Annotated in this window: 14 protein-coding genes; 9 read left to right on the top strand and 5 right to left on the bottom strand. The window is 66.6% G+C overall.

What is annotated here, in order from left to right:
* Positions 1-73: 73 nt before the first annotated feature.
* Genes rplU through proB form a run of 4 tightly spaced genes read left to right on the top strand, consistent with a single transcriptional unit; the run spans position 74 to position 3,301 of the window.
* Positions 74-385: a 50S ribosomal protein L21 gene (gene rplU / locus BN973_RS20125; RefSeq protein WP_025736107.1), complete on the top strand. Its 312-nt coding sequence runs from the start codon at positions 74-76 to the stop codon at positions 383-385.
* Between the two features lie 13 nt (positions 386-398).
* Positions 399-665 (top strand): 50S ribosomal protein L27, encoded by a 267-nt coding sequence (gene rpmA, locus BN973_RS20120; protein WP_025736106.1) that lies wholly within the window; start codon positions 399-401, stop codon positions 663-665.
* Between the two features lie 42 nt (positions 666-707).
* Entirely contained in the window at positions 708-2,150 is a 1,443-nt protein-coding gene (gene obgE / locus BN973_RS20115) for a GTPase ObgE (protein ID WP_036470414.1), read from the top strand.
* A 47-nt stretch (positions 2,151-2,197) separates the two neighbouring features.
* On the top strand, positions 2,198-3,301 hold the full coding sequence (gene proB, locus BN973_RS20110) for a glutamate 5-kinase (protein WP_036472767.1): 1,104 nt from the start codon (positions 2,198-2,200) through the stop codon (positions 3,299-3,301).
* 4 nt (positions 3,302-3,305) lie between these two features.
* Here the strand turns inward: proB and BN973_RS20105 are convergent, their stop codons facing one another.
* On the bottom strand, positions 3,306-3,956 hold the full coding sequence (locus BN973_RS20105) for a TetR/AcrR family transcriptional regulator (RefSeq protein WP_036470412.1): 651 nt from the start codon (positions 3,954-3,956) through the stop codon (positions 3,306-3,308).
* A 93-nt stretch (positions 3,957-4,049) separates the two neighbouring features.
* Here BN973_RS20105 and BN973_RS20100 point away from each other — a divergent pair, with 93 nt between their 5' ends.
* The gene (locus BN973_RS20100) at positions 4,050-5,309 is read left to right on the top strand and encodes a cytochrome P450 (protein ID WP_036470409.1); all 1,260 of its coding nucleotides are present in this window, start codon (positions 4,050-4,052) and stop codon (positions 5,307-5,309) included.
* 3 nt (positions 5,310-5,312) lie between these two features.
* Here BN973_RS20100 and BN973_RS20095 read toward each other — a convergent pair whose 3' ends face one another.
* Positions 5,313-6,170 carry an NAD-dependent protein deacetylase gene (locus tag BN973_RS20095; protein WP_036470406.1) on the bottom strand — a complete coding sequence of 286 codons (858 nt, stop codon included), beginning with the start codon at positions 6,168-6,170 and terminating at the stop codon, positions 5,313-5,315.
* A gap of 109 nt (positions 6,171-6,279) precedes the next feature.
* Here BN973_RS20095 and BN973_RS20090 point away from each other — a divergent pair, with 109 nt between their 5' ends.
* Positions 6,280-7,761: an FAD-dependent oxidoreductase gene (locus BN973_RS20090; protein ID WP_036470405.1), complete on the top strand. Its 1,482-nt coding sequence runs from the start codon at positions 6,280-6,282 to the stop codon at positions 7,759-7,761.
* A 29-nt stretch (positions 7,762-7,790) separates the two neighbouring features.
* Here the strand turns inward: BN973_RS20090 and BN973_RS20085 are convergent, their stop codons facing one another.
* Complete coding sequence (locus tag BN973_RS20085) at positions 7,791-8,372, bottom strand: TetR/AcrR family transcriptional regulator (RefSeq protein WP_036470403.1); 582 nt, start codon at positions 8,370-8,372, stop codon at positions 7,791-7,793.
* 93 nt (positions 8,373-8,465) lie between these two features.
* On the opposite strand from BN973_RS20085, the gene BN973_RS20080 reads away from it, so the two are divergent.
* A complete protein-coding gene (locus BN973_RS20080) occupies positions 8,466-8,957 on the top strand; it encodes a methyltransferase family protein (RefSeq protein ID WP_036470402.1) in 492 nt (163 codons plus the stop codon).
* Between the two features lie 11 nt (positions 8,958-8,968).
* Here BN973_RS20080 and BN973_RS30000 read toward each other — a convergent pair whose 3' ends face one another.
* Positions 8,969-9,466: a CHAP domain-containing protein gene (locus BN973_RS30000; protein ID WP_051641376.1), complete on the bottom strand. Its 498-nt coding sequence runs from the start codon at positions 9,464-9,466 to the stop codon at positions 8,969-8,971.
* 166 nt (positions 9,467-9,632) lie between these two features.
* Here BN973_RS30000 and BN973_RS20070 point away from each other — a divergent pair, with 166 nt between their 5' ends.
* Entirely contained in the window at positions 9,633-11,675 is a 2,043-nt protein-coding gene (locus tag BN973_RS20070; protein ID WP_036470399.1) for an NAD(+) synthase, read from the top strand.
* 87 nt (positions 11,676-11,762) lie between these two features.
* Here BN973_RS20070 and BN973_RS20065 read toward each other — a convergent pair whose 3' ends face one another.
* Positions 11,763-13,097, bottom strand: a complete 1,335-nt coding sequence (locus BN973_RS20065; protein WP_036470398.1) for an aminotransferase-like domain-containing protein — start codon at positions 13,095-13,097, stop codon at positions 11,763-11,765.
* 128 nt (positions 13,098-13,225) lie between these two features.
* Here BN973_RS20065 and BN973_RS20060 point away from each other — a divergent pair, with 128 nt between their 5' ends.
* A complete protein-coding gene (locus tag BN973_RS20060) occupies positions 13,226-14,056 on the top strand; it encodes an alpha/beta fold hydrolase (RefSeq protein ID WP_036470397.1) in 831 nt (276 codons plus the stop codon).

Genomic DNA, 14,056 nt, shown 5'->3' with positions numbered 1-14,056 from the left:
CGCTCCCCAGACCCACCACGCGCATCGCAGCTAGCACGCGCGCGGAAGACGCGAAGAAGAGGCAGGAGCAACGATGGCGACCTACGCAATCGTCAAGACCGGTGGCAAGCAGTACAAGGTCGCCGTCGGTGACGTGGTCAAGGTCGAGAAGCTCGAATCCGAGCCCGGCGCGAAGGTGTCGCTGCCGGTCGCGCTGGTCGTCGACGGTGCCACCGTCACTTCCGACGCCGCCGCGCTGGCCAAGGTCGCGGTGACCGGCGAGGTGCTCGAGCACACCAAGGGCCCGAAGATCCGTATCCACAAGTTCAAGAACAAGACCGGCTACCACAAGCGTCAGGGTCACCGTCAGCAGCTGACGGTCCTGAAGGTCACCGGAATCAAGTAGCGAGGCGACAGACATGGCACACAAGAAGGGCGCTTCCAGCTCGCGCAACGGTCGCGACTCCGCCGCTCAGCGGCTGGGCGTCAAGCGGTTCGGCGGTCAGATCGTCAAGGCCGGCGAAATCATCGTCCGCCAGCGTGGCACCCACTTCCACCCCGGCGTCAACGTCGGCCGTGGCGGCGACGACACGTTGTTCGCCAAGGAATCCGGCGCCGTCGAGTTCGGCGTCAAGCGCGGACGTAAGACCGTCAACATCGTCGCGGCCGGGCAGACCACCGACTGAGGTCGTCGCGCCCGTGCATGCGGGTAGCTGAGAGGACCCCCGATGCCTCGGTTTGTCGATCGAGTCGTCATCCACGCCCGGGCCGGCTCCGGCGGTAACGGCTGCGCCTCGGTTCGCCGCGAGAAGTTCAAGCCGCTTGGCGGCCCCGACGGTGGCAACGGCGGCCGCGGCGGCAGCATCGTCTTTGTCGTCGATCCCGCCGTCCACACCCTGCTCGATTACCATTTCCGTCCGCACGTCACCGCTCCCAACGGCAAGCAAGGGGCGGGCAGCAACCGCGACGGCGCCGCCGGTGCGGACCTGGAAGTCAGGGTCCCCGACGGCACCGTCGTCCTGGACGAAAACGGCCGTCTGCTAGCCGATTTGGTCGGGGTGGGCACCCGCTTCGAAGCCGCCGCCGGTGGTCGCGGCGGGCTGGGCAACGCGGCGCTCGCCTCCCGCGCGCGCAAGGCGCCCGGCTTCGCGCTGCTGGGTGAGCCCGGCCAGGCGCGCGACCTGACCCTCGAACTCAAATCCGTCGCCGATGCCGGGCTGGTCGGATTTCCGTCCGCGGGCAAGTCGTCGCTGGTGTCGGTGATCTCGGCGGCCAAACCCAAGGTCGCCGACTACCCGTTCACCACGCTGGTCCCCAATCTCGGCGTCGTCTCGGCCGGCGAGCAGTCGTTCACCGTCGCCGACGTGCCCGGCTTGATTCCGGGCGCGTCGCAGGGGCGCGGCCTGGGGCTGGATTTCCTGCGGCACATCGAGCGATGCGCGGTGCTGGTGCATGTCGTCGACTGCGCGACCGCCGAGCCCGGCCGCGACCCGATCTCCGACATCGACGCGCTGGAAGCCGAACTCGCCGCCTATACGCCCACCCTGCAAGGCGATGCGGCCCTCGTCGACCTCGCCGAGCGGCCGCGAGCGGTGGTGCTCAACAAGATTGACGTGCCGGAGGCGCGCGAGCTCGCCGAATTCGTCCGCGACGAGATCGCCGAACGCGGCTGGCCGGTGTTTTTGGTGTCGACGGCTACCCGGGAAGGGTTACAGCCGTTGATTTTTGGGCTGCAGAAGATGATTTCGGAGTACAACGCGGCCCGACCGGCGCCGGTAGCGCGGCGCCCGGTGATCCGCCCGGTGCCCGTCGACGACAGCGGTTTCACCGTCGCCGCCGACGGGGAGGGCGGCTTCGTGGTCACCGGCGCGCGCCCCGAGCGCTGGATCGGCCAGACCAACTTCGACAACGACGAAGCGGTGGGATATCTGGCCGACCGCCTTGCGCGCCTCGGCGTCGAGGAGGAGCTGTTGCGGCTGGGTGCGCAACCCGGCTGCGCGGTGACCATCGGTGAGATGACGTTCGACTGGGAGCCGCAAACCCCGGCCGGCGTACAGGTCCCATTGACCGGCCGGGGCACCGATGCGCGGCTGGAGCGCACCGAGCGCACCGGCGCCGACGAACGCAAGGCCGCCCGGCGCCGGCGGCGCGAACGCGGTGACGAGCCGTGAGCGCCGGCGACGATGCAGAGCGTGGCGATGAGGAGGAGCGGCGCAGCATGACCGCCCACCGCGAAGCCATCCGCACCGCGCGCAGTCTGGTCGTCAAGATCGGTACCAACGCGCTGACCACATCGTCCGGGATGTTCGACGGGAGCCGGCTGGCCGGGCTCGCCGATGCGATCGAGGCACGGATGAAGGCGGGCACCGACGTCGTCATCGTGTCCTCGGGCGCCATCGCCGCCGGCCTCGAGCCGCTCGGATTATCCCGTCGTCCAAAGGATTTGGCGACCAAGCAGGCTGCCGCCAGCGTAGGCCAGGTCGCGCTGGTGAACGCGTGGAGTGCGGCGTTCGCCCGCTATGGCCGCACGGTCGGGCAGGTGCTGCTGACCGCGCACGACATCTCGATGCGCGCGCAGCACACCAACGCCCAGCGCACCCTGGACCGGTTGCGCGCGCTGCACGCGGTGGCGATCGTCAACGAAAACGACACGGTGGCCACCAACGAGATCCGGTTCGGCGACAACGACCGGCTTTCGGCGCTGGTGGCCCACCTGGTCGGGGCCGAGGCGCTGGTGCTGCTCTCCGACATCGACGGCCTCTATGACACCGACCCGCGAAAGACCAAGGGGGCGCGCTTCATTCCCGAGGTGGCCGCGTCGTCGGACCTGGTCGGTGTGGTCGCCGGGCCGGGTAGCGCGCTGGGCACCGGGGGCATGGCGTCGAAGATGTCCTCGGCGCTGCTGGCCGCCGACGCCGGGGTGCCGGTGCTGCTGGCCGCGGCGACGGACGCCGCGACGGCGCTCACCGACGCCTCGTCGGGCACGGTGTTCGCCGCCCGGCCGGTGCGGATGTCGGCCCGCCGGTTCTGGGTGCGGTATGCCGCCGAGGCCACCGGTGCGCTGAGCCTCGACGCCGGAGCGGTGCGCGCGGTGGTGCAGCAACGCCGTTCACTGCTGGCGGCGGGCATCACCGCGGTGACGGGCCGGTTCTACGGCGGCGACGTCGTCGAATTGCACGGACCGGACGCCACCATGGTGGCCCGCGGCGTGGTCGCCTACGACGCCGCCGAGCTCGCCGGCATGATGGGCCGGTCGACCTCGCAGCTGCCCGACGAACTGCGCCGACCCGCGGTGCATGCCGACGACCTGGTCGCGGTCTGACGTCTCAGCCTGCCGACAGCGGCTTGAGATACAAAGTGGCCCAGATGATTTCGGATAGCGTCGTGGCCAGTTCGGCATCGTAGGAGTCCGGAGCGCCCGGCAGGTTTTGCTGGCAGGCCCGCTCCGCCATCCACGTCAGAGCGCTGGCCGCGGTGGCGGCCGACAACTCCGGGCGGATCGAGCCGTCGGCCTGGCCCTCTTCGATGACCCGGGTCAATCGCGCGGTGACCGCGGTCAGCAGGTTGCCGTATGTCGCGCCGACCACCGGGTCGTAGGCCGACATTTCGTTCAGTGCGACAAGTACCGGCTGATGGCGGCGGTAGCTGGCAACGAGGCCCGTCATCGCCGCGCGCACGTCGGCGGGATCCCGGCGCCCCGCCACGCTCCACCAGCGATTCGCGCTGTCGGCCAGATCCGCGAACACCTGCCCGGCGAGCCGGCGCAGCAAATGGCCCTTGTCCTCGAAGTAGATGTAGAAACTCGCCCGCGAGATACCGGCCTCGGTGGAGAGCCGGTCCACGCTGAGCTCGGTGAAACTGGCCCCCCCGAGCATCAATCGCTCGGTGGCATCGAGCAGCCGGCGTTCCATCTCCTCGCGCCGCTGCTGGCGCGACTGCTCGCGCTTGGGCTGCGGTTTGCGGGTGACGGACGGCATTTGCCGAGCATAACCGATCTTTCGACATCTTGACTAGACATAGTGTCTAGGCATACTGTTCGACACAGTTCCAGACGTAACGGAGGACCAACGATGGCAGTGCTGACCCGCCGGCCCCGCGCCTACGACGCGATTGATCTGTCCTCGCGCGAGTTCTGGTCGACGACGGCCGCCGACCGGGAGCGCTCGTTTGCGGTGCTGCGGGCCGAGCGACCGGTGAGCTGGCATCCCCCCGTCGAAGACGCCCTGATGCCGGATCCCGACGACCCCGGCTATTGGGCGGTCACCCGGCGCGCGGACATTGTCACGGTCAGCCGCAACAGCGACGTGTTCCTGTCCGGCAAGGGGGTGATGTTCGAGAGCATTCCGGTCGAGCTGCTCGAGGCGTCGCAGTCCTTCCTGGCGATGGACCCGCCCCGGCACACCAAGTTGCGCAAGCTCGCCCACGCCGCATTCACGCCACGGCAGGTGCGCCGGATCGAGGAATCGATCCAAGCCAATGCCAAGACGATCGTCGAGGAGCTTCGCGACGCCGGTAGCGGCGCGGATTTCGTCGATCTCTGCGCCAAGGAACTGCCCATCCGCACGCTGTCGGACATGGTGGGCATTCCGGATTCCGAACGGGAGCGCATGGCACATGCCACCGACGCGCTGGTGTCATGGGCCGACCCAGACTTCCTCGATGGGCGCCCCGCGCTGGAAGTCATCTTCGAACAGCAGATGTACCTGCACCAGGTCGTGGGGGCGCTGGCCGCCGAACGCCGCGAGAATCCGGGCGACGACCTGATCAGCAGCCTGGTGCAGGCCGAGGTGGACGGTGACCGGCTGACCGACGCGGAGGTGGCCGCATTCTTCGTGCTGCTTTCGGTGGCGGGCAACGACACCACCCGGCAGACGATGAGCCACACCATGAAAGCGCTCACCGACTACCCGGCCCAACGGGCTTGGCTGCTAGCCGATTACGAGAACAGGATCGGCGTTGCGGTCGAGGAGTTCGTCCGTTGGGCGACACCGGTCATGACCTTCCGCCGCACGGCCGCAACCGATTTCGAGCTCGGCGGCCAGAGGATCGCCGCGGGGGAGAAAGTGGTGATGTTCTATTCGTCGGGTAACTGGGACACCGAGGCCTTCGGCCATCCGGATCACTTCGACCTGAGCCGCAGCCCCAATCCCCATGTCGGATTCGGCGGGGGAGGACTGCATTTCTGCCTCGGCGCCCACGTGGCGCGCGCGCAACTGCGAGCGATCTTCGGGGAGCTGCTGCGTGCGCTGCCCGACATTCAGGCAACCGATGCGACGTACGTGGCGGGCAACTTCGTGCACGCGGTGCGCAGCCTGCCGTGTGAGTTCTAGCCTTTAGCGCAACGCCGGTGGCGCGAGCGCACCCCCCAGTTCGGAGGCAAGCAGTACCAGCAATTCCGAGCACCCGCCGTCGAGCTTGACGGTGGCCAGGTCGTCGCCGCGGGTAGGGCCACGGTTGACGATGGCGACCGGCATGCCGCGCGCGGCGGCGTGCCGCACGAATCGGTAGCCGGAGAACACGGTCAGCGACGAGCCCGCGACCAATAGCGCGTCGGACTCGTCGACCATCGAAAATGCCTGTGCCACAATATCTTTAGCAACATTCTCGCCGAAGTAGACGATGTCGGGCTTGAGCATGCCGGCACAGCGCGGGCAGTCCAGGTACCGGAATGACGTGGTATCCGCGACGACGGCGTCGGCGTCGGGTGCCACCGCCAGCCCACCGACCGCCTCGGCGCGCTCGATGAATCCGGGGTTGAGTTCCTCGAGTTGTTCGGCCAACGCCGCGCGGGTCATTGTGTGCCCGCAGCCCAGGCAGCTCACTTGCGCGTAGCTGCCGTGCAGATTGATCACGTTGGCACTGCCGGCCTTGGTGTGCAGCAGGTCGACGTTCTGGGTGATCACCCCGGTCACCACGCCGGCTTGCTCCAGCGCGGCCAGGGCCCGATGCCCCGCATTCGGCTGTGTCGCGTCCATGTGCCGCCAGCCGACATGGTTTCGCGCCCAATACCGCTGCCGGAACGCCGCATCCGAGGTGAACTGCCGGATTGTCATCGGGTTGCTCGGCGGCGAATCGGGACCGCGGTAGTCGGGAATGCCGGAGTCGGTGGAGATCCCCGCACCCGTCAGCACCGCGATCCGGCGTCCGGCCAACAGCGCGAGGAGTTCCGGAGATTCGGGGCGGCTAGGCACGTAGTCGAGAGTACGGGTCGAACCGGGGCAGCATGAGGTAGTCGACTACTCATGCCCGGCAACGCGGTGCGGACACATACTTGACGCCTCGGCACGGAAAGGCGGGCTGATGTCCGAATCCAATTCTCCGCGGGTGGAATCCTGCGACGTTTGCATTGTGGGAGCCGGCATCGCCGGACTCAACGCCCTGTTCGCCGCGAGCCGCTACCTGTCGCGGGACCAGAAGGTGATCCTGATCGACCGCCGGTCACGCCCGGGCGGCATGTGGGTCGATGTGTATTCGTATGTGCGGCTGCACCAACCGCATCCGATGTTCACCGCGGGCAACATCGAGTGGACCCTGGGCCAGGACCGCGCTCACTTGGCGACCAAGAGGGAGGTACTCGAGCACCTGCGGCACTGCGTCGACGTGCTGGCCGAACGCGTGCGGGTCGACGAGTACTTCGGCTGGGAATTCGAGTCGCAGGACGAGGTGAACGGGATCGTGCGGGCCACCTGCCGGGGTGCCGACGGCCGGATGCTCGTCGTCGAGGCCAAGCGATTGATCAAAGCCTACGGCCTGGCGATTACGCCCAACGAACCCCTCGCCATCTCCAGCGAACGGGTTCACTCGGTGTCGCCCGACTACTGCGATCTGCGGTCGGGGGATATCCGGGAAAGCCGTGCGCCGGTGTGGATCATCGGTGGCGGGAAGACCGCGATGGACACCGCACACGCTCTGATCACGGCCTACCCCGGTCGGCAGGTGAATCTGGTCGCCGGGCGGGGAACCTTCTTCTCCAGCCGAGACCGGCTCTTACCGAGCGGTTCCCGGCGGTGGTGGACGGGCACGGTGCCGAGCACTCTCGCCGCACAACTGGGTCGCCGGTTCGACGGCACGAACGAATCGGAGGTGCAGGATTGGTACCGCGCAACCTATGGCACGTTCTTGACGCCCCAATCGGACAACTTCGTGTTGGGGGTGCTGTCTGAGGCCGAAAACGAGACGATCTCCGCGGGCCTCAACGATGTCGTCATGGACTATCTCGACGATGTGGTCGATCGCAACGGCTCGACCGAGTTGGTATTCCGCAGCGGATCGACGAAGGCGATCGAGCCGGGCAGTTGGGTGGTCAACTGCACGGGATATGTCAAGGTCACCCATGACTACCCGTACGAGCCGTACGTTTCGCCCAGTGGCGCAGTCGTTTCGATCAACGTCCGCTCGGCCGTCCTGCACCTGCCGGCGTTCATGGGGTACTTCCTGGGCCATCTGCTGTTCCTGGACAAGCTCAGGGAAGTCCCGCTGTATGAAATCGACTGGCAGGGGCTGAAGGACAGGGCGCCGACGGCGTTTCCGTATGTGCTTTTCGCGCTCGTCCAGCACAACCTCAGCCTGATCTACGACAACGTCCCCAGAAGTGTGTTCAGCGACAACGCCCTTGATTTCGATAAGTGGTACCCGCTACCGCGCCGGTTGCCGGGCGTGGCGCGGTTCGTGCTCACCCATCGCCGCGAACGCGAACGGCAGCGCCGCGTCCTTGACACGGTGCGAGAGCGATTCGATATCCGTTGCGGCCCAATAGGTGAGCGGATACCCAGTGCTGGTTGAGCGGGCGGCCGTTCCCATTGGCCGACGTGTTAGGGGATCCCGAAATGCATGTCGAGAACGGGTACGACGCGAGCGGTGAGTTCGGACACCGGTGTGGACGCCAGCGGTTCGACCTGCAGGATGTGCCGCAAGAACGCGATGCCCAGCAGCTGTGCCATCGCGAGATCGATTCCCAGCTGGGCATCGGGTTGCGGTAGTGCCGTGGCGATGTGCTGATACAGCTGGCCCTGGATGAATTGCCGTACCAGAGTGGCGGATTCCTCGTGCGTGGCCGCGCCACGCAGAATCGCCAGCAGTGAGGCGCGGGTGTCGGGCTGCTCCCAAAACTGAAAGAACACCTCACTGAGTCGCCGGCCAAGCTCGTCACCGTCGCCTTCCGCGATGCGATCGGCCACCTGCTGCGGGTCGAACGGCCACCCGATGGTGGTTCGGAACAGGTCGGCCTTGGTGCCGAAATAGTGCCGAATCAGCGCGGTGTCCACCTGCGCCTCGGTGGCGATATCGCGAAGCGAGGTCTTCTCGTAGCCGCGTTCGGAAAACAAGCGGCGCGCGGTCAGCAGGATCTGGTCGCGCGTGTCCGTCTTTCCGGGACGCCGTCCGATGGGCGACATGGACAAAACTCTACAGGTGTGGACTTTCTCCCGGCACGGGGTTAACGTGGATCGCAGAATTCCACAAGTGGGGAATTGTTAGGAGGAAAGACCATGCGGACATCTGCCGCGAGCGTCGGATCAGCGGCGTTCTTTGTGGTGGCTCCGGGGACCGTTGTCGGTGTGATTCCCTGGCTGATCACCGATTGGGTGCTGCCCAACGGTGGCGCGCTGTTGCGGTGGGCGCAGGCGGCAGGCGTCGTGCTGATCGCCGCGGGGCTCATCCCGCTGCTGCACGCGTTCACGCAGTTCGCCAAGGCCGGCGGTACGCCCGCACCTGTTGCGCCCACCGAACATCTGGTCGTGTCCGGGTTCAATCGCTATGTCCGCAACCCGATGTATGTCGGACTCGTGCTGGTAATCCTTGGGCAGGCGTTGCTCTTTCGCAGTCCGGGTCTAGTGATCTACGCCGTGATCGTGTGGATCGCCTTCGCGACTTTTGTCCTTCTGTACGAACAGCCAACCCTGACAAGGCAATACGGCGACGAGTACGAGCAGTACAAGCTCAACGTGCCGGCCTGGCTGCCGCGCCTGCGGCCCTGGTGACTGCGACGCGATCAGGGGATCAGGATGTAGCTGACTCCCGGGACAGCATGGACGGTGCGCGTGTCGAATTCGTGGAAGCCCGTGGTGCGGTAGCCATTTGACGCCGTTGCCCCATAGCCGGTGTTCATTTCGGTGATCGTGATGGTGTTGCCGTTGACGGCGTCGACCCAGGCGACGTGCCCGACGCCCCCGACGAGTGCGCTGCTGAAGACGGCGATCGAATGCGGTTGCGGGTCGTCCACCACCGTCCAGCCCGCCGCTCGAGCTTGATTCGCCCAGGTTTCGGCATCGCCCGTGAGCGCCTTGATGTAGTAGCCGGTGTGGGCGTGTATCTGCTCTTGGGCCCCCCACGTGCAGTAGCCCTCGTAGTCGCCGCCAAGTGGGTTGTGGTCGGTGGTGCGGCCGATGGTCGTTGCCGGATCCCCGTTGGCCGGTGCCGTCGCCAGCGATGGTCCCAGTGAGAGCGCGGTGCCCACGACGACGGCGGCGACGATCCCATTCGCCTTCATCCGCTTCACCTCGCTGAAGTCGCTGCACCAGCCCGTTACCTTCTCGTTATCGCCGCGAGACCGGAATTCGTTTCAGTCGTCGGCCGGTGAGGGGCCGCTTCAGCGTCGGTAACGATCGGAGCCGGTGCATGCTTATTGACACCGGTTACGCGACAATGGAAGGGCGATGGACTTTTACAACAGCTACAGCCAGGGTTTTGTCCGGGTCGCGGCGTGCACACACCACACCACGCTTGGCGATCCGGCGGCCAACGCCGCCTCGGTGTTGCGATTGGCCCGCGACTGCCACGACGACGGTGTCGCACTGGCCGTCTTCCCCGAATTGACGCTGTCCGGATACTCCATCGAGGACATCGTCCTGCAGGACCTCCTGCTCGACGATGTGGAAACCGCGCTGGCCGACGTCGTCGCGGCGTCCACCGAGTTGCTGCCCATCCTGGTGGTGGGCGCGCCGTTGCGTTACCGGCAGCGCATCTACAACACCGCGGTCGTCATCCACCGCGGCGTGGTGCTCGGGGTGGCGCCCAAGTCGTACCTGCCCACCTATCGCGAGTTCTACGAGCACCGCCAGGTCGCACCCGGTGACGACGAACATGGCATCATCCGCATCGGCGACATCCAGGCCCCCTTCGGTCCGGATCTGCTGTTCACGTCCACCGATTTCCCCGATTTCGTGCTGCACGTCGAAATCTGCGAGGACATGTGGGTGCCGATTCCGCCCAGTGCGGAAGCGGCATTGGCGGGGGCGACGGTGCTGGCGAACCTGTCGGGCAGCCCGATCACGATCGGGCGGGCCGAGGACCGCCGGCTGCTGGCCCGTTCGGCATCGTCGCGCTGCCTGGCCGCCTACGTCTACGCCGCCGCCGGCGAGGGCGAGTCGACGACCGACCTGGCGTGGGACGGGCAGACGATGATCTTCGAAAATGGTGTGCTGCTGGCAGAATCCGAGCGCTTCCCCAAGGGTGAGCGTCGTTCGGTGGCCGACGTCGACACGGGGCTGCTGCGCGCCGAGCGGCTGCGGATGGGCACTTTTGACGACAACCGGCGCCATCACCGGCCGTTGGCGGAGTCGTTCCGGCGCATCGAGTTTCGGCTCGACCCGCCCTCCGGCGATATCGGACTCCGGCGAACGATCGAGCGTTTCCCGTTCGTCCCCGCCGATCCGCAACGGCTGGAACAGGATTGCTATGAGGCCTATAACATCCAGGTCTCCGGGCTCGAGCAGCGGTTGCGTGCGCTGAATTACCCCAAGGTCGTCATCGGGGTGTCCGGGGGGCTGGATTCGACGCACGCGCTGATAGTGGCCGCGCATGCGATGGACCGCGAAAAGCGGCCGCGCAGTGACATTCTGGCGTTCACCTTGCCGGGCTTTGCCACGGGCGAGCGCACCAAACGCAATGCGGTCGAGCTGTGCCGCGCGCTCGGTGTGACCTTCGCCGAGATCGACATTCGCGACACCGCGGCGCTGATGCTCAAGGAGATGGACCATCCGTTCTCCCGCGGCGAGAAGGTCTACGACGTCACCTTCGAGAACGTCCAGGCCGGCCTGCGCACCGACTATCTGTTCCGGCTGGCCAATCAACGCGGCGGGATCGTGCTGGGCACCGGCGATCTCTCCGAGCTCGGCCTGGGCTGGTCGACATACGGTGTCGGCGACCAGATGTCGCACTACAACGTCAACGGCGGGGTGCCCAAGACGCTGATCCAGCACCTGATTCGCTGGGTCGTCGCGTCGGGGCAGTTCGAGTCCGACGTCACCGACGTGTTGCTCTCGGTGCTCGACACCGAGATCACCCCCGAGTTGATTCCGACCGGAGAGGAAGAGGAGCTACAGAGCAGCGAGGCGAAGGTCGGACCGTATGCGCTGCAGGACTTTTCGCTATTCCATGTGCTCCGCTTCGGATTCCGGCCGTCGAAGATCGCGTTCCTGGCCTGGCATGCGTGGAGCGATCCCGAGCTGGGGAACTGGCCGGCGGGATTTCCCGAGGACAAACGGCCGTCCTATTCGCTCAAGGAGATCCGGCACTGGTTGCAGATCTTCGTGCAACGGTTCTACTCGTTCAGTCAGTTCAAACGCTCGGCATTGCCCAACGGCCCCAAGGTGTCCCACGGCGGCGCGCTGTCTCCGCGCGGAGACTGGCGCGCCCCGTCGGACATGTCCGCGCGCATCTGGCTCGACGAGATCGACCGCGAGGTGCCCGAGGACTAGCGCCGTTTTGACCGCGAGCGTTAGCACACTGCGAATTCCTGCCCGATTTTTCGCAGTGTGCTTACGCTCGCGGATCACGCCACCGTCTCACCACGGCGCGGAGAGGATGACCTCGCGTACCCGGTCCAGCGCGGTGGCCAGTTCGGGCAGTGACGGTGTGCCCAACGCAAGCCGCAATGCGTTAGGCGGATGCGCTGTGACGCAGAATGCTTCGGCGGTCGAGACCAGGATGCCGTGGTCTGCCAACTCGTGCGCGACGTAGTCGCCGCGCACATGCTCCGGTAGCGTCAGCCAACCGTAGTAAGACGAGAAATGGGCATGGTAGTCAAGCCCTTTCAATGCGCGATGGGCGATCTGCTGGCGTTCCGCCGCATCGCCGCGGCGCTGCTTTTCCAGCCGGGTGACGGTACCGTCGGTCAGCCAGCCGGTGACCAGGGTCGACACCAGGCTCGAGGTGCCCCAACTCGACGTGCGCACCGCCTGCTTGGCGGGCGCGACGTATTCGTCCGGCAGCACGACGAATCCGAACCGCAGACCGGTGGCAACGTTCTTCGACAGGCTGGCGACGTGCAAGGTGCGTTCCGGGGCCAGCGTGTACATCGTTGGTCCACTGTGTGGTTCGAGGAAGGCGTAGGTGCCGTCCTCGATCACCGCGCAATCGTGGCGGCGGGTGATCTCGGTCAGGTGCGCGCGCTGTTCGCGGGACATGATGTAGCCGAGCGGATTATGCAGCGTGGGCATCGTGTAGACGGACGCCACTCGGCGGCTCGCGCACAGCCCCGCCAGCGCGTCGAGGTCCGGGCCGTCGGGTCCTGACGGAAACGAAACCAGTTCCAAGGCACGGTCTTCGGCGATCAGCTTGATCCCGGGATAGGTGAGTTCTTCAACCGCGATGATTGCGCCGGGGCGAGCCAGCACCCGCAGCGCGATGTCCAGCCCGTGCTGGGATCCGGCGGTCAGCACGACATTGTTCGGGGGCACGTCGATCCCGCGGTCGAGCAGATACGTGGCGACTGCGGCCTTGTCGCCAGTCCGTCCACCCGGCGAGTGCTGGGTGAGCACCGACTGCAGGTCGCCGGTCGCGGCCATCTGCCGCAACGCCTCACGCAACTGTTCGGCCTGATCGGCGGCCAGTGGCTGGTTGAACGACAAGTCGGCAACCCGCGACGCCGGCGCGATCCGTCGCCCGTCCAGCCCGCCGTAGCCGCCCTGATCCCGGACGAAGGTGCCGCGACCGGGCTCCCCGGCGACCAGCCCCGCCCGACCGAGTTGGGCGTAGACGCGAGTCGCGGTGGCCAGCGCGATGCCGTGCCGGCGGGCCAGTTCGCGGTGGGTGGGCAGTCGGGTACCGGGCGGCAGGCGACCATCGCGGATCTGCGAGGTCAGCTGATCGACGATCCTGGCGTAGCGACTGGGCGGCATCGGTAGCCCATCTTGTATCTAGGACAATTTCTCGATTGTTCTATCACACCTGGATACGCTCGGGAAAGAGCACCCAACCAACCAGTGGGTAGCCCTGCATCGCCAGCCATCGAAGGTAGGAGTCATCCATGTCGACGATCGAAATCAGCTCCGGCACTATTCATTACGACGCGATCGGGCCGCAGGACGGCAGACCCGTGGTCTTCGTCCATGGCTACATGATGGGCGGCCAGGTGTGGCGCGCGGTGAGCGCCACACTGGCAGGGCTCGGGCTGCGCTGTATCGCCCCCACGTGGCCGATGGGTGCACATACCCAACCCCTGCGCAGGGGCGCGGACCAGTCCATCACCGGCGTCGCCGGCATCGTCGCCGAAGTGCTTGCGGCCCTCGGGCTCGAAGACGTGGTTCTGGTCGGCAACGATTCGGGCGGTGTCGTCACGCAACTCGTCGCGGTGCACCATCCCGAACGGATCGGTGCGATGGTGCTGACGAGTTGCGATGCGTTCGAACACTTTCCACCCCCGATCCTGCAACCGATGATCCTGGCGGCCAAGTCCAAGCTGTCGTTCCGGATTGCGCTGCAGGCCATGCGACTGCAGGGCGTGCGCGAACGCGCCTTTGGCGGGTTGGCGCATCGCGACATCGAAGACCTCGCCCGGATGTGGGTACGCCCGGCGCTCGCCAACCCCGCGGTCGCCGAGGACCTCCGGCAGCTGACCCTCTCGTGTCGGACCGAAGTCACCACCGGCGTCGCGGCCCGGCTACCCGAGTTCGACAAGCCCGCTTTGATCGCGTGGTCGGCGGATGACGTGTTCTTCGACGTTGCGGACGGCGAACGACTGGCCGCCACCATTCCCAACGCGCGGTTGGAGGTCATCGAGGGGGCGCGCACATTTTCGATGATGGATCGGCCGGCCCGGCTCGCCGATCTGTTGTCGACGATCGCGGTGCCGGCCTAG

The organism is Mycobacterium triplex, from assembly GCF_000689255.1.
Classification (GTDB): Bacteria; Actinomycetota; Actinomycetes; order Mycobacteriales; family Mycobacteriaceae; genus Mycobacterium; species Mycobacterium triplex.
Note: the sequence above shows the minus strand (reverse complement) of the source record. Positions and strands in the feature narration are given on the sequence as shown.